The organism is Mycobacterium sp. SM3041, from assembly GCF_039668335.1.
Classification (GTDB): domain Bacteria; phylum Actinomycetota; class Actinomycetes; order Mycobacteriales; family Mycobacteriaceae; genus Mycobacterium.
In genome coordinates, this window is record NZ_JAYXBQ010000069.1 from 55496 (window position 1) to 75646 (window position 20151).

At 66.6% G+C, this 20151-nt stretch carries 16 protein-coding genes and 1 tRNA gene; 5 read left to right on the plus strand and 12 right to left on the minus strand.

The genetic code is table 11. From position 1 onward, the window contains the following. Positions 1 to 14: 14 nt before the first annotated feature. Positions 15 to 2447, minus strand: a complete 2433-nt coding sequence (locus VXD91_RS21975; protein WP_346416414.1) for an Ig-like domain-containing protein — start codon at positions 2445 to 2447, stop codon at positions 15 to 17. 184 nt (positions 2448 to 2631) lie between these two features. After that, the gene (locus tag VXD91_RS21980) at positions 2632 to 3387 is read right to left on the minus strand and encodes an IclR family transcriptional regulator (RefSeq protein ID WP_346416415.1); all 756 of its coding nucleotides are present in this window, start codon (positions 3385 to 3387) and stop codon (positions 2632 to 2634) included. 139 nt (positions 3388 to 3526) lie between these two features. Here VXD91_RS21980 and VXD91_RS21985 point away from each other — a divergent pair, with 139 nt between their 5' ends. Beyond that, positions 3527 to 4423: a helix-turn-helix domain-containing protein gene (locus VXD91_RS21985; protein WP_346416416.1), complete on the plus strand. Its 897-nt coding sequence runs from the start codon at positions 3527 to 3529 to the stop codon at positions 4421 to 4423. Between the two features lie 5 nt (positions 4424 to 4428). Here VXD91_RS21985 and VXD91_RS21990 read toward each other — a convergent pair whose 3' ends face one another. From VXD91_RS21990 to VXD91_RS22015, 6 genes are all read right to left on the minus strand, one after another. Next, entirely contained in the window at positions 4429 to 5616 is a 1188-nt protein-coding gene (locus VXD91_RS21990) for a cytochrome P450 (RefSeq protein ID WP_346416417.1), read from the minus strand. Positions 5617 to 5746: 130 nt separating this feature from the next. Beyond that, the gene (locus VXD91_RS21995; protein ID WP_346416418.1) at positions 5747 to 6214 is read right to left on the minus strand and encodes a hypothetical protein; all 468 of its coding nucleotides are present in this window, start codon (positions 6212 to 6214) and stop codon (positions 5747 to 5749) included. Between the two features lie 4 nt (positions 6215 to 6218). After that, positions 6219 to 7475: a DUF58 domain-containing protein gene (locus tag VXD91_RS22000; RefSeq protein ID WP_346416419.1), complete on the minus strand. Its 1257-nt coding sequence runs from the start codon at positions 7473 to 7475 to the stop codon at positions 6219 to 6221. Continuing rightward, positions 7472 to 8440, minus strand: coding sequence for a MoxR family ATPase (locus tag VXD91_RS22005; RefSeq protein WP_346416420.1), 969 nt, complete (start codon positions 8438 to 8440; stop codon positions 7472 to 7474). The genes VXD91_RS22000 and VXD91_RS22005 overlap by 4 nt, the downstream gene beginning before the upstream one ends. Further along, the gene (locus VXD91_RS22010; RefSeq protein ID WP_346416421.1) at positions 8437 to 8919 is read right to left on the minus strand and encodes a hypothetical protein; all 483 of its coding nucleotides are present in this window, start codon (positions 8917 to 8919) and stop codon (positions 8437 to 8439) included. The genes VXD91_RS22005 and VXD91_RS22010 overlap by 4 nt, the downstream gene beginning before the upstream one ends. After that, the gene (locus tag VXD91_RS22015) at positions 8916 to 9884 is read right to left on the minus strand and encodes a DUF4129 domain-containing protein (protein ID WP_318984139.1); all 969 of its coding nucleotides are present in this window, start codon (positions 9882 to 9884) and stop codon (positions 8916 to 8918) included. Before VXD91_RS22015 ends, VXD91_RS22010 begins: the two co-directional genes overlap by 4 nt. Positions 9885 to 10073: 189 nt before the next feature. Here VXD91_RS22015 and VXD91_RS22020 point away from each other — a divergent pair, with 189 nt between their 5' ends. From VXD91_RS22020 to VXD91_RS22035, 4 genes are read left to right on the plus strand one after another with little or no spacing between them, the layout of a single operon-like run. Continuing rightward, positions 10074 to 11687 carry an ABC transporter substrate-binding protein gene (locus VXD91_RS22020; RefSeq protein ID WP_346416422.1) on the plus strand — a complete coding sequence of 538 codons (1614 nt, stop codon included), beginning with the start codon at positions 10074 to 10076 and terminating at the stop codon, positions 11685 to 11687. 3 nt (positions 11688 to 11690) lie between these two features. Then, positions 11691 to 12617 carry an ABC transporter permease gene (locus tag VXD91_RS22025; RefSeq protein ID WP_346416423.1) on the plus strand — a complete coding sequence of 309 codons (927 nt, stop codon included), beginning with the start codon at positions 11691 to 11693 and terminating at the stop codon, positions 12615 to 12617. Then, positions 12610 to 13569, plus strand: a complete 960-nt coding sequence (locus VXD91_RS22030) for an ABC transporter permease (RefSeq protein ID WP_346416425.1) — start codon at positions 12610 to 12612, stop codon at positions 13567 to 13569. The genes VXD91_RS22025 and VXD91_RS22030 overlap by 8 nt, the downstream gene beginning before the upstream one ends. Next, a complete protein-coding gene (locus tag VXD91_RS22035; RefSeq protein ID WP_346416426.1) occupies positions 13569 to 15263 on the plus strand; it encodes an ABC transporter ATP-binding protein in 1695 nt (564 codons plus the stop codon). The genes VXD91_RS22030 and VXD91_RS22035 overlap by 1 nt, the downstream gene beginning before the upstream one ends. A gap of 63 nt (positions 15264 to 15326) precedes the next feature. Here VXD91_RS22035 and VXD91_RS22040 read toward each other — a convergent pair whose 3' ends face one another. The 4 genes from VXD91_RS22040 to VXD91_RS22055 form a co-directional block, all read right to left on the minus strand. After that, entirely contained in the window at positions 15327 to 15683 is a 357-nt protein-coding gene (locus VXD91_RS22040; protein ID WP_346416427.1) for a cupin domain-containing protein, read from the minus strand. A 121-nt stretch (positions 15684 to 15804) separates the two neighbouring features. Continuing rightward, positions 15805 to 15878: transfer RNA gene (locus VXD91_RS22045), tRNA-Met, on the minus strand. A gap of 145 nt (positions 15879 to 16023) precedes the next feature. Continuing rightward, on the minus strand, positions 16024 to 19011 hold the full coding sequence (locus VXD91_RS22050) for a UPF0182 family protein (RefSeq protein ID WP_346416428.1): 2988 nt from the start codon (positions 19009 to 19011) through the stop codon (positions 16024 to 16026). A gap of 90 nt (positions 19012 to 19101) precedes the next feature. Continuing rightward, the gene (locus VXD91_RS22055; protein ID WP_318984135.1) at positions 19102 to 20127 is read right to left on the minus strand and encodes a PDZ domain-containing protein; all 1026 of its coding nucleotides are present in this window, start codon (positions 20125 to 20127) and stop codon (positions 19102 to 19104) included. Positions 20128 to 20151 lie beyond the last annotated feature (24 nt).

Genomic DNA, 20151 nt, shown 5'->3' on the forward strand with positions numbered 1-20151 from the left:
GCCGCCGTCAGACCTCAGACTGCCGTCGTGCCACCGATCGACACGTAGGGCGCCGTCCGGAGGGTGTACCCGCTCTGCCGCTCAGCGATCTGCTGGGCGCGCTGCGCCTCGGTGACGTAGACCGTGGTCTTCGGCAGCACGGTCTTCAGCTCGTCGAGCGTGACGACCTGCGCCGAAAGCGTCGGCTGGACCGTGGCATTCGGATCCAGGCCCTGCCAGCGAGCGAAGATCGTGCCCTGGTTCAGGCCGCCGGTGGACACCCAGTTCGCCACGCCCGGATCGGTTTTGGCGACGACGAGGGTGTACGACCCATCCGGGTTGGCGATGGCCTGCGCGTTGTTGAGGCTCGTCGGGTCGCCCGTCGTGTAATCCGGAGAGATGGTCCAGGCGTTGGTCACCGGAACGTTGAAATACTTGGCGGTGCCCGGCGTCAGCGTGATGACGAGCGCCTCGTTGTCGGCCAGGTTGAAGTGCCCGATGCTCTGTTTCTGCGTGGACAACGTCTGAGAGCCCGCGTTGGTCGGCTGCGGCAGCGTGTTGACCGGATGCTGACCCGCCAGCGGCAGCCAGGCGTCCGACGTGACGTTGACGGCCTGCATCACGACGCCGTTGGCGATGTTGGTGATCGCCGCCGACGGCAATGTCGTATTGGTACCGGAGGTCTGCTCGATGGTCAGGCTGAGGCCCTGGTTGGTGTTCCAATCGGTGACCGTGTTGCGCACGAAGATCTGGCCGGCATTGGTCCCCGCGGGGCCGTCACCCAGGAACAGGTAGTTGGTGGTGCCGGCCAGTGCCGGGTCGCGGCCCGCGACGATGGTGAACGTGCCGTCAGGATTGACCTGCAGTTGGTCGCCGGTGATGATCGCCGATGACTGGCCCGTGGCACCGATCTGCGCCGTGATGTTGACGTCGGGCGGCATCTGGCCGTTGATCTTGCCGTGGATGACGTAGCTCTTGCCATCGCTGATGAACGCCATGCGGTACAAGGTGTCCGGGTTGTCGTAGAGCACCTGGTTGCCCGGCGAGGTCACGCCACCGATGGTGTGCGGTGGCGTGGCGATCCAGTTGAACGACGGATTGCCCGCGGCGTTGTCCGCGATGTTGATCGCGGCCATTGCCGAATACATGGCGTACTGCCGCACCGCCGCATCGAGCATCGCCATGTTCTGGGCGTCGACGCCGCCAGGCACATCGGAGAACGTCACGGCTTGGGTGTTGATCCACTTCTGCTTCAGGGCGGCGATCGCACCATCCATCGCGCCGGAGTTCAGGAGCGCGAGTGCCCTTTGCTCGGTGCTGATTTCGGTCGCGGTCGCCAGCGGGCTGGTCTGCGCCACCGTGCTGACGGTGATCACCTTGGTGGTGGTGTGCGGTCCGGGTGACATCACGTTGAGACCCAGCGGGTCACCTTTGAGATCGCTTGCGGTCACGGTGAAGCTGTCCGTCCCACCGTGCACCAACGCCTCCGGATTCGGCACGTACTTGAACGAGCCATCCGCGAACAAGGTCACGGTCCCGTTGGCCGGACCCGTCGACACGCGGAGTTTCACGTTGTCGCCGTTGGGATCCGACGTGGTGATCTGGCCGAGGGTGGCACCGTTCATCTGCAGCGTCTGCGCCGAGTCGTAGCTGATGGTCGGCGGCTTGCTGCGGAACAAGGAGTCCAGCTCGCGACGGACCAATGACAGGAACCCTTCCAGCGAGCCGGGCCGCGCGGGTGCGGTCGGCGAATGGCCGGCGAACGGTGCCAGCAGGTTCGAGACGGCCGTCGTGATGCCGGACACCGCGCCCGTGAGAAAATGCGCCGGCGCGGTGGCCGCCGTGGATACGACCGGCCGGGTGGTGGTAGCCGTCGGCGCGGCCGCCGACAGCGTCGAGAGGTTCGCGGCGCGTGGGGCGACGACCTCGGGCGCTGCCGCGGTCGCGGAAACCACGGCACTCGGTGACCCACTCTTGGCCGTCGCTGAGGTCGAGGGCACCGAGCCGGCCGCCGCCGGCGTCGATGCGGGAGTGTTCGATGAGATCGACTGTTGCGCGCCAGGAGTTTTCGGCTTCGGCTGTGGCCTGGGTGACTTGTTCTTGCTCCGCGGAGCACTTCCGGTCTTCGTGTCATCAGCGGCTGCCGGGGCGGTGTCGCTCTCGGCCGGCGTGGCGGAGGTGCCACCCGTCTGACCGGAGGCGGTGGACGAACCCGCAGTGGCCGATGTTTTTGAGCCGTTCTTCAGGCCTTTACGCGCTTTACGGCTGGAACCGGTCGAAGCCTTGTCGCCGGAGGTGGCGGCTTTCGGCGCCGCCGAATCCGACGCCGAGCTGGTGCCGGTCTTGCTTCCCGACCCCGTGGAACCATCGTCGGCCCAGGCCACCCCGTGCCCGGTGAGGACCGCGGTCCCGACGCCGAGCGCAACTGCTAGTCCTCCGACACGACCAATGCTCGATGCGGCACTCATCGCACTCCTCTCCATTGAGGTTCCGGTTGGGCGGAATCCGTTGATATGTATCGAGAAAGCGGGTCGCGACATTCTCGTCGGCCACCAGCCCATCACATGCGACCACGCCGAGCCGCACCACCGCAGCTACGGTTCCAATGAGCGGAACTACCCACTGCGCCAGCAACATTCGCGCACCGGACGATCAACGCACGGCTCGCAGTCGACGCACTCCGGCCGGTCGGCCCGAATACGCTCGCCAGACGCGTGCGGCAGTCGTCTGAACCAGGGCCACCAGCCGATGGTCAGATGCCATCCGGCCGGCCGCTCCACTTATCGATACCGCAGCGCAGATCTCGGCTCCGCGCCCGATCGGAGCGGCCAAACACGCTGTCCCGGCCAATGTTTCGTCCCGGTCTTCCGCGAAGCCCCGAGCCCGCACCAGTGCCAGCTCCTCACGCAGCGCACCCGATGTCGCCGCCTCGACCGCAGCCAGCCGGCCGGCCGGTACGTGCGCGAGCATCGCCCGCCCCATGGCCGAGGACTGCGCCGGATGGCGACGGCCCGCCGCCGGCGTAGCCGTGACCGCAGCCCGGTCACCGACGACGCCCAGATGCACGACATCGAGACCATCGAGGATGGCCAGGTTCACGGTGTGACCGGTGGCCTGATGCAGGTCCCAGAGAAACGGCATGGCTGCGCGGTGCAGCCGATCCTGATGTATCGCAAGGTAACCCAATTCGGCCAGCCGAAATCCGAGTTCGTAATCGCGTCCATTTCGCCGGAGCCAGCCGAGCTCGACCAGATGCTCGAGGATGCGGTGGACGGACGTTCTGGGTAGGCCCGTGCGCCGGACGATCTGCGTGAAGGTCTGCCGGCCAGGCCCGTCAAACGTGCCGAGCACCAGGGATGCCCGCTCGAGAACTGCACTGGGCGGGCAGCTTTCGACCTCGACGCTCATGCTTGTTGCTCCTGATTTTTGCGATGTCCTGATGTCAAGTGATGTCAGCCTGAAGCAGACGACGGAATATCGCCAGAGAAATTGATAAAGTGACGAATATGCGCCATTTCTCGCCAGCTGGCTCCGTCCAGGACCACGTGTGACGGCCGCGGACGCGCCTGCACGTGTCGATTCACCACCGACCGACCGCGTCGTGGCGGTATTGGAGTTCATCGCCACCGAAGCGGAGCCGGTATCGGTGGCCGCCATGGCATCTCGCCTCGAACTGAGCCGGTCGACGGTGACGTCGATCCTGGCGGCACTTTCGAAGGCGGGGTGGGTGACGCGGCAGGCCGACCGCCGCTACCGGCTGGGCCCCGGTCTGCTGCGGCTCGCCGGTGCGGTGCAGTCGCAGCTGACCCCCTCGGAGGCCTTCTCCCATGTGCTGGCCGAACTCGCCGACCGGGTCGGGTGCGCCGTCTCCTTGGCGCTCGTCGACCAGACCGAAATGACCATGGTCGGTGTCGCCGCCGGGCCGGGCCAGGTGCCCGCCGGCGTCGACACCGGGGCGCGCCTGCCGATGACCGCGCCGTTGGGTGTGTCGGTCATGGCCTATCGCAACAAGCAGTCACAACAGGACTGGATCGATACGGCGCCGGCGGCCCACCGTCCGGTACTGCAGGCGCTGCTGCGCCAGGTCCGCCGTAGCGGAGTGGCGGTGTTCGGCGCCGACGGTGCCGCACTCGAGATCCTCGAGGTCATGGGCGAGGTCGTCGGATTGCTGGCCGAGCACCCCCGCAGCGGCGCCCTCAGGCAGCGGTTGTTCCAGTTCCTGAGCAGATTGAGCGCCCGGCCCTACACCACCGAGGAACTGGCTGCCGACGCCGCACTGTCGATCAGTTACCTGTCCGCTCCGGTGTTCGATCGCGGCGGCAATGCCGTCTATGAATTGCAGATCGGCTGCCTGAGATCACAGGTGAGCCGCGCCGAGCGTGACGAGTACGTCCGTGAAATACGCTCGACCGCAGCTACTTTGACCGAACTCACCGGCACCTGACGGAATCACTGCGGATCGAAGACGACCTGCAGGTGGTCGGGGCCGCGCAGCTCGGTCCCGAGTCGTCCGGCGATCCGGACACTGGACGGATCGGCGAGCCGTAGGCCGGGCAGTCGGTTCAGCAGCACCTTCACCGCGATCTCCATTTGCGTGGTGGCCAGCGCCTGGCCGAGGCACACGTGCGGCCCGGTGCCGAAGCTCAGCTGTGCGGTCGCATGCCGGCTGGTGTCGAAGACGTCGGGGTTTGTGTACACGGCGGGGTCCCGGTTGGCCGCCGCGATGGCCAACAGCAGCCACGTGCCCGCGGCAATGTCGATGCCGTGCCACGTCACATCAGTGGCCGCGAAGCGCGGAATGATCGACGGCCCGGGTTCCCAGCGCAATCCTTCCTGCACCGCCCACCGGGCCTCGTCCGGATCTCTCCTGACCCGATCGAGCTGGTCTTGGTGAGTGAGCAACGCCCACAACGTATTTCCGAGACTCAGGTAGGTCGTGTCCACCCCCGCCGGAAACAGGAGCCGGACGAACGAATAGATCTCCTCGTCGGTCAGCCGGACGCCGTCGACCTCGGTGGTGACGAGCTTGGACAACAGATCGTCGGACGGGTTCTGCCGTTTGTCCTCGACCAGCGGCCGGAGGTAGTCCGTGAACGACTCCCGGGCTCGCATCGCGGCGTCGGGATCCGTCGGGTAGAAGAACAAGTCGTGGGCCCACTTGGCGAACAGGGCATAGTCGTCCACCGGGAGACCCAACAGCTCGTTGGTGATCCGGAACGGGTACTGCTGGGTGAATTCCGTGACCAGGTCGGCCCGGCCCCTGGCGGCGAACTGGTCGACGAGGTCCTGCGCGATCGGTTCGAGCAGTTCGGCACTGTACGTCTTGATCAGTGCTCGACGGAATGCCGGAGAGACGAGGGCGCGGTTGGTGCGGTGCTCTTGACCGGCCATGCATTGCAGCGTCTTGCCCATGGCGGGGCCGGTCGTCATGCCGTACATCGCCGCGGCCGGGAACGTCTCCTCGTCCTTGAACAGGTCGGTGACCAACTCATCGCTGAGAATGATCAGCGCGGGCATCCCATGGAAACGCGCCTCGGCGTACGGGGCGCGGGCCCGTAGGTCGCGCAATACACCGTGCAGGTCGGACAGTTCCTCAGCACCGAAATCCACGAACTCGCCGCTCACAACCGCTGTCACCGTGATCTCCTTCATGAGCCTGTCGGAAACGGCTCTCGACCAGGAGAATGCTCGGCGGATCATTCGGGCGCACTGCGGGTTTCGGTCACCGGAACTTTGGTTTCGGGAAATTCCGCTGATCGGAACTTCTCTAGCGGTTCGACTCGGTGTGCGGTGCCAACGCCAGCCAATAGAGCGCGACCACCGCCGGCGGCGCCAGCAGCGGCAGCCACGGTAGGCCCAGATCCACCGCGCCAGCGACCACACCGACGAGCGTGAACCCAAGCATGGCAAGCAATGTCGGCCTGGTCAGGGTGACCACCCCGGCGCCCGCCGCATGCCGCATCAGCAGGTACGCGGCCGCGGACAGTCCCGACAGCGCCGCGACCAGTGCCGGCGAGTCGGACAGAGCCAGCACCACCACCGTGAGCAGCACCGCCCCCGTCGCCGCAGCCCGGAACGCCAGCCCGGCCACCACTGCCGCCAGTGCCGACACGGCAACAATCACGGCCGTGCCGTGGGCCTGGACACCGGCCACCGCGACCATGAGGACGCCGAAACCAGCCGAAAGTGCCTGGGCACCAGGCTGACCCAACCGGGTTGCCGCGTCGGCCGTCATCGCGTCACCGCCTCGCGGCCCGCCGGCGTGCCGGCATCAACCGCAGCGCCTGATCCAGAGTGACAGTCGACGGCCACGGCACGACGTCGACGCCGACGATCCCCATGTCGCGGTACATCGCGTGGCGCTGCAGCGCCCACATGCGGGCCAGCGTCGGATCCCGTTCGCCGTCGAACGGAGGCCCTTCCAGCACGTCGACCGCCACCACGGTGTGCCGGCGGTTCCGCAGCTCGGTGAGTGCCAACGCGAATGCGGTGTCGAGCAACGTCGAGAAGGCGAACACGATCGCGCCCGGCGGGACGGCCGCGCGCGGCGCCAATGTGCCTGTCGTGGTTTCGTATTCCCGCCCGACGGCCATCGCGGCGTCGAGCACGCGGTAGAACTGGCGCTGACCGATGTCGGCGCCGATCCACCGCGGCCGCGCGCTACCGAGCGCGACGATGCCGGCGCGGTCACCATTCCGCAGCGCGCTCTGCACCACCTGCGCGGCGCCGAGCACGACCCGCTCCATCGCGGCAGAGGCCGGGCCGAGAGGCTGCATGCTCGTGTCGATGAGCACGACCACGTCCGCGGCGCGGTGGGTCAACCGTTCGGTGACATGGAGCCGGCCCCGGCGGGCGCTCACCGGCCAGTTGATGGTGCGCAACTGGTCGCCGGGAAGATAGGCACGGACGTCCGCATACTCGACACCCGGTCCGACGTGCCGGGTGAGATGCGTGCCGAGCCGGTCGGGTAATTCGATACGCGGTATGGGTGTCGATTGGGGCGGCGCAACGGGAAAGGCGAAGACTTCGGCGGTTTCGACAGTGCCCGTCCCGGCCAGCAGTCCCCCGCCCGCCACCGCGTCGACGACGGCCCGGATCGGATAGCGTCCCCAGCGCTCGGCCCGCACCGCGACGGTCTGCAGCGGTGCGGCACTGCTCTCGAGAACCTCGATGTCCATGCCTGATTCGACCGACACCGTCACCTCGGCTGCGATGGTCGGCGCGTCCGTCGTCACCCACACCGTCAGCCGCGTCTCGTCGTTCTCGAAACAGCGGGTCAGCCCCGGCTGCCCCTGCACGTACACCTTGGCAGACGGGCGCTGCCAACTGATCGAGCACAGCACACCGAGCATCGGCGCCGCGAAGGCGACGAGCTGCCACCGCGGACCCAGCACGGCGGCGGCGAGGGCCACGCCGGCACAGGTGGCGATGGCCTTCGTGAGCGATGAGGCACGCCAGCGTAATTCGACTTCACGGGGCTCGGTCGCATGTGTCACGACGGCCCACCACGGGTCCGCGGCACCGGCAGGCGTTGCAGTAGCTGTGCCACGATGTCGCCGCCGTGGACACTGCGGACCCACATCTCCGGCTTCAGACTGATCCGGTGCGAAATCACCGGAATGGCAAGTGCTTTGACGTCCTCGGGGATCACGTAGTCCCGGCCGAACAACAGCGCACGCGCACGGGCAAGTTGCACGAGATCGAGCTCGGCCCGGGGGCTGGCTCCGACGACAACCTGCGGGTGACTACGACTGGCCGCCGCCAGTGACACCACGTAGTGCAGGACGTCGTCGTGCACCGTCACCTGCTCGACCGACTCGCGCATGGCGAGCAGATCATGGGCATCGACAATCTGTTTCACCATCGGCTCGGCGGAACCACGTTCGAGGCGGCGGCGCAGCATCACCGTTTCGTCGGTACCCGACAGGTACTTCAGTTCGACTCGGACCGCGAATCTGTCGAGCTGTGCCTCCGGCAGCGGATACGTGCCCTCGTACTCGATCGGGTTGTCCGTGGCAAGGACGATGAACGGTGCCGGCAACCGGTGGGTTTCGCCGTCGATGCTCACCTGGCTTTCCGCCATGGCCTCCAGCAGTGCGGCCTGCGTCTTGGGCGGCGTCCGGTTGATCTCGTCGCCCAGCAGCAGGTTGGTGAAGATCGGCCCGCGCCGGAACTCGAACCGCCCGGACTGCATGTCGTAGATGGTCGAACCGAGCAGATCAGCGGGCAGCAGGTCCGGAGTGAACTGCACACGGGTGAAGGCCAGGCCCAGCGCTCGCGCAAAAGACTTGGCGATCAACGTCTTTCCCAGTCCCGGCAGGTCCTCGATGAGCACATGGCCACCCGCGAGCACGGCGGTCAAGATCAGTGTCAACGCGGCTCGCTTGCCCACCACAACGCGTTCGATCTCGTCGAGCACCGCCTCGGAATGGGCCGTCGTCAGCTCCGCCGGCATGGTCATAGCCGCTCCAATCGGTGCAGGATTTCGTCGAGCGTGGCCCGGCCCGGCCCGGGCTCGTCGCGGCTGGACCGACGGACGTCGTGCGGATCCACCCACTGCCACAACTGATCCCCGAAGACCATCCGGCCGGTGGCTTGCATTGCGACCGGGTCCCTGGCCTGCTGTGGGCCGGTCGCCATGAAGAACTCCCGTGCCAATGTGGGCCGCAGGTGTTGATCCCAGTCGCCGCGCGTCGTCTCCGACCACTGGATCAGCGTTTCGGTCCGAACGATCCAGTCCCGCAACGACTCTTCCGCATCGTTCCCGGCCGGTTCGACGAACCGCGGTCCGCGGTCGACGAGCCGGCGCCGGACAGCCCACAGCACGAACACTGCGACAACCGCGGACACCCACCCGACCGCTCGGCGATCTCCGAGGACGAGCATGAGCAGTTCCGCTCCGATCACCAACGTAATCCCTACGATCTCAAGCCTCTTCATGTCAGGCTCCGCAACTCGTCGAGTACCCGGAGCAGCGCCCCGGCGGCGATCTCGCGGTGATGCTCGGTCATGACGTGCGGGCTGAAGCGCGCCTCGGCGAACAAGGCGACCAGCTCGGTCGCGCTGCCCGCGTGCAATGCATGGTGTTCGACGGCCCGGGCGAGTACTTCAGACGGCGTGTCCGATTCCTGTGGCGCGGCGCCCGGAGCGTCCGCCAGAGCCCGCTCCATTGCGGCGTAGCAGGCGATGATCGACTCGCGCGGACCGCGGCTGCGGTCGCCGATCTCGGCCAGGCCGAATTCCGCTGCCCGCGTGAGGGTTTCCGGTGTGGACTCCCCGACCATCGGTTCCGGGCCGTCAGGGACCGACAACTGCGGTTCGGGAGCACGCCGGCTTCTGCGGACCAGGACACCGCCGACAGCCCACAGCAGCAACATCATCACGGTGGCGGCGAGCAGGTAGCCGAAGACGCTGGGCTCCTGTTGCGGCGGCGACATGGGCGGCCGCACCGGTGCCGTTGACGGCGGCGGTGATGGCACCGGGGTGATCGGCGCTCTGTTCTGCGGGGGTTCCGCGAAGGGCAGAGCAGGTAGTTGCAGCAGCTGCAGATGTGACAGCAGGAGCAGGATCACCAGCCAAGCGAGGAACACCCCGCCACCGATCAGCAGCAGACGGCGGACGGGCTTCCACGTGAGCTTGCCCTCGAACGACCCCGGCAATTGGAAGGCCGCCGACGCGCCCGGAGTCCTCGGACGCCGGAGCGATGCGATCAAGGCGATCGCGACGATGAGCACCGAGACGACCAGCAGGGTGTCGATGCCCACCTGACTCGCGGTGCCGCTTGCCCGCTTGTCGGGCTGCGGGTGACCGCTGCCGGGCAGATGGCCGCGCAGGGCGAGGGAAACGACGAACAGCAGTGCGAGCAGCGCGACCACACGCCCCAACGCCTTGTCGCTACCGTTCATCGGTACACCGCTCGATCGTTTGCCCTGTTTCCATCGTGGCACGTCATCGCCGCCGAAACTGCCGAAAGAGCGCGATGCGCTCGTCGCCTGACGTTCCTCGTCTGGCCGACGGAATCGACCTGTGGAAATGTGAAGCCACTCGATCGGAGGTCGGAAGTGAAATGGGCGGCAAGGTCATTGTGTTTGGCGATGACGGGCGTGGTGCTGGCCGCGTCGGGGTGCAGCCTGGAAGGCGCGCGCGGCAACTACGGCACCGGCCCGGACGCGATCATCACCGTCAACGGCGGTGAGCCACAGAACGGTCTGGTGCCCACCAACACCAACGAGAACATGGGCGGTCGCATCGTCGATTCGTTGTTCACGGGTCTGTACAGCTACACCGCTGACGGCACGCCGGTGTTGGCGAACGCGGAGTCCGTGGACACCACCGACAATCAGAACTACACCGTTCACCTCAGACGGGACTGGACCTTCACCGACGGCACCCCGGTGCGCGCCGAAAACTACGTCCGCGCATGGAATTTCGGTGCGGCGACCGTCAACGGACAACTGCAGCAGAGCTTCTTCTCACCGATCGAGGGGTACGACGCCGTCGCCGCCGAGGGTTCCCCGCTGACCGAGATGTCGGGCTTGAAGGTGGTGGACGACTACACCTTCACGGTGCGCCTCACCAGCCCCAACATCGACTTCAAACTGGGGCTCGGATTCACGCCGTTCAAGCCATTGCCCGATGTGTTCTTCGCCGAGGGCGCAGCCAAGTTCGGCGAGCACCCCGTCGGGAACGGCCCCTACATGCTCAAGGGCCCGGACGCCTGGCTGCACAACGTCAAGCTCGATGTGGTGCGCAACCCGCGTTACCAGGGTCCGGACAAGCCGAAGAACGGTGGCCTGAGCTTCATCTTCTACAGCAGCTTCGACACCGCGTACACCGACCTCGAGTCCGGCAACCTCGACGTGCTCGACACTGTGCCGGTGAGCGCGTTGGGCACCTACAAGAAGGTGCTCGGGAAAAGGGCGCTGACCAAACCGACCGCCCAGAACTTGCAGCTCGGAATCCCCTATTTCCTCCCGCACTTCAGCGGCGAGGAGGGTCGCCTGCGACGCGCGGCGATTTCGATGGCGATCAACCGGCCCGAGATCATCAAGGCGATCTTCCGCGGCGCCCGCGGCGCGGCGGAAGACTTCACCGCCCGGTCGCTACCGGGCTGGGACGCGAACATCCCGGGCAATGACGTGCTGAAGTTCGATCCGGTCAAAGCCAAGCAACTGTGGGCGCAGGCTGACGCGATCGCGCCGTGGTCGGGATCGTTCGCGGTCGCGTACAACTCCGACGGCGATCACCAGGTGTGGGTGGACGCGCTGTCGAACCAGTTGAAGAATGCGCTCGGCATCGACGCGCACGGCGCGCCGCAGCCGACGTTCAAGCAGGTCCGGGACGAAATCACCAAGCGGACCATCCGGACGGCGTTCCGCAGCGGGTGGCAGGGCGACTACCCGTCGATGATCGAGTTCCTGCAGCCCCAGTTCGTGAGCGGCGCCGGCTCCAACGATCCGGTCTACAGTTCACCGGCGTTCGACGCGAAGCTGATCGAGGCTGAACGGGCGCTCGATCCGAACCAGTCGTATGCGCTGGTCAATCAGGCCCAGGCGATCCTGCTGCACGACCTCCCGGTGATCCCGCTCTGGGACTACATCGCGGCCGGCGGCGTCGGACCAGGTGTGACGGCCCAGCTGACCTGGAACGGTCTGGCCGATTTCACCCAGATCACCAAGGGCGACGACGCCGAGAACACCAAGGGATAACCGATGCTGAGATACGGATTGAGCCGGCTCGGGCAGGTGGTGATCGTGTTCTTCGGCGCCACCTTCCTGATCTATGCGCTCGTCTTCCTACTGCCCGCCGACCCGATCTCCGCGCTGGGCGGCGGTAAGCCCATGTCGCCCGCGCTGATCGCGACGCTGCGCGCGCAGTACCACCTGGACCAGCCGTTCTACTCGCAGTACTGGCACTACATCAGCGGGGTGTTCCGGTTGGACTTCGGCACCTCCTTCTCGGGCCAGCCGGTGTTCGACGTGATGAAACGGGCCTTCCCCGTCACGGTCGATCTCGCGCTCATCGCGCTCGCCGTCGAGGCGGTGTTCGGTGTGACGTTCGGCGTGCTCGCGGGTCTGAACAAGGGCAAGTGGTTCGACACCACGATCCTGATCGTGACGCTCCTCATCGTCGCCGTCCCGATCTTCGTGATCGGCTTTGCGGCGCAGTACCTGTTCGGTGTGCGCTGGCAACTCTTCCCCGTCACCGTCGGCGGCCATCTCGACGTCTATCACCTGCTGCTGCCCGGATTCGTGCTCGGCGCGGTGTCGCTCGCCTACGTCGTCCGGCTGACCCGCTCGTCGGTCGCGGAGAACCTCTCGGCGGACTACGTGCGGACGGCGACGGCGAAGGGGCTGTCCCGTCCGCGGGTGATCCTGGTGCACGTCCTGCGCAACTCGCTGATCCCGGTGGTGACCTTTCTCGGCGCCGACCTCGGTGTGCTGATGGGCGGCGCGATCGTGACGGAAGGAATCTTCAACATTCCGGGAGTGGGCGGAACCATCTATCAGGCGGTGATCCGGGGCGAGTCGTCGACCGTCGTGTCCTTCGTGACCGTGCTCGTGCTCATCTACCTGGCGTCCAACGTGGTGGTCGACCTGCTCTATGCCGCCCTCGACCCGAGGATCCGCTATGCCTGAGCCCCAGACGCAACCCACCCCCTACCCCGGCCAGGAGCGTTTCGTCGCGGGCCCGGACGTCGTCAGCGTCGCCGCGATCGACGCGGTCGCCGCCGATGTGGATCCCGCCGGCTTCTGGAAGTCGGCATGGCTGGAGCTGCGCACCAAGCCGGAGTTCATCGTGTCGATGGTGTTGCTGGCCGTGATCGTGGTCGTCGTGCTCTTCCCGGGACTGTTCACCAGCCAGGACCCGCATTACGGTTCGCTCGAGCAGTCGCTGCTGCCGCCCAGTTCCGCGCACTGGTTCGGGACCGACCGGCAGGGCTACGACATCTACACCCGAACGATCTACGGCGCCCGTGCCTCGGTGGCGGTGGGCGTGCTGACCACGATCGTCGTGGTGCTGATCGGCGGCCTGCTCGGCGCCGTAGCCGGGTTCTTCGGTGGCTGGATCGACTCGGTGATCGCGCGGCTGTCGGACATCTTCTTCGGTATCCCGCTGATCCTCGCGGCGGTGGTCACGATGCAGATGATCAGTTCTCGCACCGTGTTCACCGTGGTGATCGTGCTCGCGATCTTCAGCTGGCCGCAGATCGCGCGCATCGCCCGATCGGCCGCGATCGCGGTCCGCAACGAGGAGTTCATCACCGCGTCGCGGTCGCTGGGCGCGTCCCGGGTTCGCACCCTGTTCACCCACGTCATACCCAACGCGCTGGGCCCGGTGATCGTCGTCGGCACCATCTCGCTGGGCATCTTCATCGTCACCGAGGCGACCCTGTCGTATCTCGGCATCGGACTACCGTCCACGGCAGTGTCGTGGGGCATCGACATCGCGGCCGGGCAGCAATTGCTCCGCGAGGGCACGCCCATCCTGTTCTACCCCGCGGCGGCGCTGGCCATCACCGTCCTCACCTTCATGATGCTCGGTGACGTGCTGCGCGACGCGCTGGACCCGAAGGCGAGGACCCGCTGATGACCCAGACACCGAACGAGGGCGCCGCGCCACTGCTCGACATCCGCGACCTGCAGGTCGACTTCCGCGCGCAGGGCAAGTCGGTGCCCGCGGTGCGAGGCGCGAGCCTCACCGTCTACCCGGGGCAGACCGTGGCCATCGTCGGCGAGTCCGGGTCGGGTAAATCGACCACGGCCGCCGCAGTGCTGGGCCTGTTGCCGGGGACCGGCAAGGTGACCGGCGGTCAGATCCTGTTCGACGGCCAGGACCTGGCCACCGCGTCGCGCCGCGACTTCGAGAAGATCCGGGGCAGCGGCGTGGGTCTGGTCCCGCAGGACCCCAACACCAACCTGAACCCGGTGTGGCGCGTCGGATTTCAGATCCGCGAAACCTTGCAGGCCAATGGCGCGGCGAAGCGGGGTGACGCGCGCAAACGCGCGATCGCGCTGCTGAGCGAGGCAGGCATGCGCGACGCCGACAAGCGGGTCAATCAGTTCCCGCACGAGTACTCGGGCGGCATGCGCCAGCGGGCGCTGATCGCGATCGGACTCGCCTGCCGGCCGAAGCTGCTGATCGCCGACGAGCCGACCTCGGCCCTGGACGTGACGGTGCAACGGCAGATTCTGGACCATCTCGAGGAATTGACCACCGAGCTCGGCACCGCGGTCCTACTCATCACGCACGATCTCGGCCTGGCCGCGGAACGCGCCAGCCACCTGGTCGTCATGTACAAGGGGCGGGTGGTCGAGTCGGGACCCGCCCTGCAAATCCTGCAGGACCCCCACCACGAGTACACCAAGCGGCTGGTGCGCGCGGCGCCCTCCTTGGCCGCGCGGCGCACCGACGGCGAGCTCGTGGGCGACCAGGCGCTGCCGCTCAAGGTCGGGACCACCCAGCACGCGTCGTCGGGCCCTCAGGACGTGCTGGTCGCGACCAACTTGATCAAAGACTTCCCGATCCGCGGTGCCGTCCCGTTCCGCAGCGGCTCGACCTTTCGCGCCGTGAACGATGTCAGTTTCACGCTGCGCCGCGGGACGACCACCGCGGTGGTCGGCGAGTCCGGCTCGGGAAAGTCGACGGTGGCGCGCATGGTGCTGGGACTGTTGGAGGCGACCTCGGGCACAGTGCATTTCGACGGTAAGGACGTCACGTCGCTGCGCGGCGCGGCAGCGAAGGAGTTCCGCCGCCGGGTACAGCCGGTGTTCCAGAACCCCTACGGGTCACTGGATCCGATGTACTCCATCTACCGGGCGATCGCCGAGCCGCTGAACATCCACGGCATCGGAGACAAGTCCTCCCGCACCGCCCGCGTGAAGGAGCTGCTGGACCTGGTCGCGCTGCCACAGTCGGTCATGCAGCGCTTCCCCAACGAGCTGTCCGGTGGTCAGCGGCAGCGCGTCGCGATCGCCCGCGCCCTCGCGCTCAACCCCGAGGTGGTGGTGTGCGACGAGGCGGTGTCGGCGTTGGACGTGCTTGTGCAGGCACAGATCCTGACGCTCTTGCGCGATCTGCAGAACGAGCTCGGCCTGAGCTACCTGTTCATCACCCACGATCTGGCGGTGGTGAAGGAGATCGCCCACAACGTGATCGTGATGTCGCGCGGCGAGGTGGTGGATTCCGGGCCCACCGACCAGGTGTACGAGAACCCGACGTCGGACTACACCCGGATGTTGATCGACGCGATCCCAGGCGGGACGATCGAGCTCGCCGGCTGATGCTGTGGCCGTGCGGCGCAGTGACTTTCGGGGATTGCCCAGCTGCCGGCTTTGCGGGCGCGGCTAACCCTGCGGGTAGAAGAGAAACAACACACAGCCCGACGCCGACTGCGGAATGTGCCATGATCCCGCCGGCGCGTGCAGGAAAGTCCCTGCGGGATAGTCGTTTACGCCGTCGTTGAACACGCCGGAGACGACGTACACTTCCTCTGGCCCTGGACTGTGATGGTCTTCATCACCCCATACCGCGCCGGGGGCGATGGTCGTCACCGCCGCCTTGGCGCCATCGGCGCCCTGCCACAGCAGTCGAGCTGTGATGCCTGGGAAGATCTCGACCGGGTCGACGTCGGCCACTGATTTCCAGGCATACCCGGGGGCGTTGGGGCCGAACCAGGCTGCATCTCCTGCGACTGAGTCCACGGAATGCAAAACCAGGGCTCCCGTTGCACTATTCCGACAACCCCAGGCTCCTGCTCGACGCCCCGATTCACCTGGACATGAAGAAGGCCCCCGGAGAGTTCTCCGGGGGCCTTCTCGCTAGTAGCGGGGACAGGATTCGAACCTGCGACCTCTGGGTTATGAGCCCAGCGAGCTACCGAGCTGCTCCACCCCGCGTCGGTGAATACAACGTTACCCAACGCTGCCGAATGAACCAAATCGTATGGTCAGACAGGGTTTTTGGGACCACCTGGTGAACCTGCGCCAGATGCAGAACTGCCCAACTCCCGAAGGAGTTGGGCAGTTCTGTGACTCGTCCGGACTACTTGGCGTCGCGGTACTTGGCCATGGCGTCGTCGAGCTTCTGCAGCGCGGCGCCGTACTGGGCGAAATTGCCGCTCTGCTGCGCCGCACGCATGCCGTCGAGGGCCGCGTTGACATCTTGCAGGGCAGCCGCTTTCGCGGGCGACAGCGTGAGCGGCACGCCAGGTGACTGCACCGCTACCGGCGGGGGCTGCGGTCCCGCGGCCGGCGGCTGGACGGCCCCCGGAACGGCCGCGGGAGGCGGTGTCCCGGCCGGCACATCGGTCGGGGCCGGGCCGGTCGCGGTGGCGCCGGCACCGGGCCCGAAGATGCCGTTGAGAGCATCACGGACCGTTGGGCCGTAGCCGACCTTGTCGTTGTACATCATCGCCACGCGGATCAGTCGCGGGTAGGACGACGCCGCGTCACTCGCACCCGGGGAGGCGTAAACCGGTGCGACATAGAGCAACCCGCCCTGCCCGACCGGCAGCGTCAAGAGATTGCCCCACCGGATCCGGTTCTGGTTGTCCCGGCCGATGACGCCCAGGTCCTGACTGACCGCGGTGTCGGTGCTGATCGCGTTGAACGCCAGCTTGGGACCGTTCACCTGACCCGGGATGGTCAGCACGGTGATCTTGCCGTACGTGGCCGGATCGGAGCTGGCGCTGATGTATGCGGCCAGGAAGTCCCGCCGGAACCGGTTCATCGCCGTGGTCAGCTGGAACGACGACGAATCACCACCCGTGGCAAGGTCTTTCGCGACGATGTAGTACGGCGGCTGGAAGCTGCTGGCCGTCGGGTTGGGATCGAGCGGCACGTCCCAGAAGTCCGATGTCGAGAAGAACGTCACCGGGTCGTTGACGTGGTACTTGGCCAGCAGCATGCGCTGAACCTTGAACAGGTCCTCCGGGTAGCGCAGGTGCTCGGCGAGTTCCTTGCTGATGGCCGACTTCGGCTTCACGGTGTCCGGGAACACCTTCATCCACGCCTGCAGCACCGGGTCGTGCTCGTCCTGCTCGTACAGCGTGACGGTGCCGTCGTAGGCGTCGACGGTGGCCTTCACCGAGTTGCGGATGTAGGAGACCTGCTTGTCCGGCAACATCCGGTTGACCGCAACCTCATTCGAGTCGGCGGTCGCACTCGACAGCGACGTCAGCTCCGAGTACGGGTAGTTGTCCAGGGTGGTGTAGCCGTCGACGATCCACACCATGCGCTTGTTGACGATCGCCGGGTAGACCGTCGAGTCGGTGGTCAGCCACGGCGCCACCGCCTCGACCCGGTGGGCCGGGTCGCGGTTGAACAGAATCTTGCTGTTCGGCCCGATGACGCTGGAGAACAAGAAGTTCCGCTCGGCGAACTTGGCGGCGAAGACCGACCGGGCCAGCCAGTTGCCGATGTCCACACCACCGGTACCGCCGTAGGTGTAGTTCTTCGTCTCGGTGTTGGTCTCGTAGTCGTACTCGCGGTCGGCGCCGTTCTTGCCGACGATGGCGTAATCCGATGGCGCGCTGGCGATCACCGGGCCGAAGTAGATGCGCGGCTGATCCAGCGGTGCCGGACCGGGCGACACGGCCGCGCCGTTGGCGCCGACCACGCTGGCCAGGAACTCCGGGTAGCCGCCGTTCTGGTTCGGGTCGTTGGCGATACCGCGCACCGTGTTGGCGGGCGAGGCGATGAAGCCGTTGCCGTGGGTGTAGACCGAGTGCTTGTTGATCCAGTCGCGCTGGTTGTCGATCAGCCGGTCCGGGTTCAATTCCCGTGCCGCGACGACGAAGTCGCGCAGCTTGCCGTCGGGCCCGTTGTAGCGGTCGATGGACAGCTGGTCCGGGAAGCTGTAGAAGTTCTTGCCTTGCTGGAACTGCGTGAACGCGGGTCCGACGATGGTCGGGTCGAGCAGGCGGATGTTCGACGTCGTCGCCCGGTCGGCCGCCACCTGCTCGGCGGTGGCGGGCGCGTTGCCGCTGTAGTCACGGTAGGTCACCGAATCGCCGGTCAACCCGTATGCGTCGCGCGTCGCTGTGATACTGCGACTGATGTAGTCGCGTTCCTTCTGCGCCGCATTGGGTTTGACGCTGAACTGCTCGACCAGCATGGGCCAGCCGGCCCCGACGATCACCGAGCTCAGCAGCAGCAGGACCAAGCCGATCGCCGGAATCCGCAAGTCCCGCAGCACCAGTGCCGAGAACACGGCCACCGCGCAGATCACCGCGATCGCCAGCAGGATCAGCTTCGCCGGCAGCACCGCGTTGATGTCCGTGTAGCCGGCGCCGGTGAACGGCTTGCCGGCCCGGGTGTGGCTGAGCAGCTCGTACCGGTCGAACCAGTAGGCAACGGCCTTGAGCAGCACCAGGATTCCCACCAGCGACACCAGCTGCATGCGCGCCGCACGGCTGAGCGCGCCCTGACGGCCCGACAATCGGATGCCGCCGAACACGTAGTGGCCCAACAGGTTCCCGACCAGCATCAGGAAGACGCCGACGAACAGGTAGCCGAGCACCAGCCGGTAGAAGGGCAGGTCGAACGCGTAGAAGCCCAGATCCTTGCCGAATTCGGGATCGGTGATGCCGAATGAGCCGCCGTGCAGGAACAGCTGCACCCGCACCCAGTAGGTCTGCGCCACGAAGCCGCCCAGCAGCCCGATGAACGCCGGGACACCGACGGCGAACAGCCGCAGTCGCGACAGGACGGTGGCGCGGTAGCGGGCCACCGGGTCGTTGGGTCCGGACGCCGGCACGAACACCGGCCGGGACCGGTACGCCAGTGCCATTCCGCCGAACGCCACGGCGCCGATGAAGACGCCGGCCACCAGGAAGACCACCAGGCGCGTCACCAGGACGGTGCTGAACACCGAACGGAAGCCGACCTCACCGAACCACAGCCAGTCCACGTAGGCGTCGACCAGTCGCGGGCCGACCATCAACAAACCGACGATCAGCAGCGCGATCCCGACCAGGATTCGGCTTCGTCGCGTCAGCTTCGGCATCCTCGCCGCAGGCCGCATCCCCACTCGTCAGCTCCAGTCTGTTGAAAAGTCTGTATGAAATCTGAAAAGGCCAGCTTGTCCTACGACTCTACGCAACCAGGGGTGATCGCGAGTTCAGCAGCGGGGAGGTTCGCCACCAGCGGACACGGCGTGCAGCGCGTCGACGGCACCACTGAGGTTCTCGACCTTGATCAGCCCGAGTCCGTCCAGGTGGGCCGAGACCGCTTCGGCGCAGTTCTCGGCGGGCACCATGAACACCGTCGCGCCGGCCTCGCGGGCGGCCAGCATCTTGTGCGTGATGCCGCCGATCGGGCCCACTTTGCCGTCGTCGCCGATGGTGCCGGTACCCGCAACGAACTTGCCGCCGTTCAGGTTTCCGTCGGTCAGCTTGTCCACCACGGCCAGGCTGAACATCAGACCGGCCGACGGGCCACCGATGTTGGCGAGGTTGAAGTCGATGACGAACGGCGCCCACGGCGCGTTGAGCACCGTCGTACCGAGGTAGCCGTAGTCACGGTCCTTGTTGGTGCCCAACGTGATGGTCGTGACGCCGATCCCGGCGTTCTTGCGCCGGTAGTCGAGCACGACGTGGTCACCGGGCTTGGTTTTCTTCAGCAGTCCGGTGAACTCTTCGACGGTGGCCACCGGAATGCCGTTGACCGCATCGATGGCATCGCCGGGGCGCAACTGACCGGCCGAGGGCCCGGGATCGGCGACGGCCTGGACCGTCACCGCCTTCGGGTACTTCAAGTAACTCAACGCCGCGTACTCGGCGTCTTCCTCGGAGTTCTTGAAGTCGGCGTTGTTGGCCTTGTCGACCTGCTCCTTGGACTTGTCCGGCGGATACACCAGGTCGCGCGGCACCAGCTGCTCGCGGCCCGACATCCACAGCGCCAGCGCCTGGCCCAGCGTCAGCCCATCGCTCTGCGACACCGTCGTCATGTTCAGGTGTCCGGAGGTCGGGTGCACCTTGACGTCGCCCTTGATGTCGACGACCTTCTTGCCGTCGACCTCGCCGAGCGTGTCGAACGTCGGGCCGGGACCCAGCGAGACGAAGGGCACGGTCACCACCGACACCAGTACGACGAACACGATGATCGGCACCAGAGCGACCACGAGCGTAGAAATCCGCCTGTTCACGCCGCCAACAGTAAAGCTCGTGGC

Excerpts from the sequence above, each read along its gene's own strand:
- VXD91_RS21975 (WP_346416414.1), bottom strand. The coding sequence starts at position 2,447 with ATGAGTGCCGCATCGAGCATTGGTCGTGTCGGAGGACTAGCAGTTGCG.
- VXD91_RS21980 (WP_346416415.1), bottom strand. The coding sequence starts at position 3,387 with ATGAGCGTCGAGGTCGAAAGCTGCCCGCCCAGTGCAGTTCTCGAGCGG.
- VXD91_RS21995 (WP_346416418.1), bottom strand. The coding sequence starts at position 6,214 with ATGACGGCCGACGCGGCAACCCGGTTGGGTCAGCCTGGTGCCCAGGCA.
- VXD91_RS22005 (WP_346416420.1), bottom strand. The coding sequence starts at position 8,440 with ATGACCATGCCGGCGGAGCTGACGACGGCCCATTCCGAGGCGGTGCTC.
- VXD91_RS22010 (WP_346416421.1), bottom strand. The coding sequence starts at position 8,919 with ATGAAGAGGCTTGAGATCGTAGGGATTACGTTGGTGATCGGAGCGGAA.
- VXD91_RS22015 (WP_318984139.1), bottom strand. The coding sequence starts at position 9,884 with ATGAACGGTAGCGACAAGGCGTTGGGGCGTGTGGTCGCGCTGCTCGCA.
- VXD91_RS22020 (WP_346416422.1), top strand. The coding sequence starts at position 10,074 with ATGACGGGCGTGGTGCTGGCCGCGTCGGGGTGCAGCCTGGAAGGCGCG.
- VXD91_RS22025 (WP_346416423.1), top strand. The coding sequence starts at position 11,691 with ATGCTGAGATACGGATTGAGCCGGCTCGGGCAGGTGGTGATCGTGTTC.
- VXD91_RS22030 (WP_346416425.1), top strand. The coding sequence starts at position 12,610 with ATGCCTGAGCCCCAGACGCAACCCACCCCCTACCCCGGCCAGGAGCGT.
- VXD91_RS22035 (WP_346416426.1), top strand. The coding sequence starts at position 13,569 with ATGACCCAGACACCGAACGAGGGCGCCGCGCCACTGCTCGACATCCGC.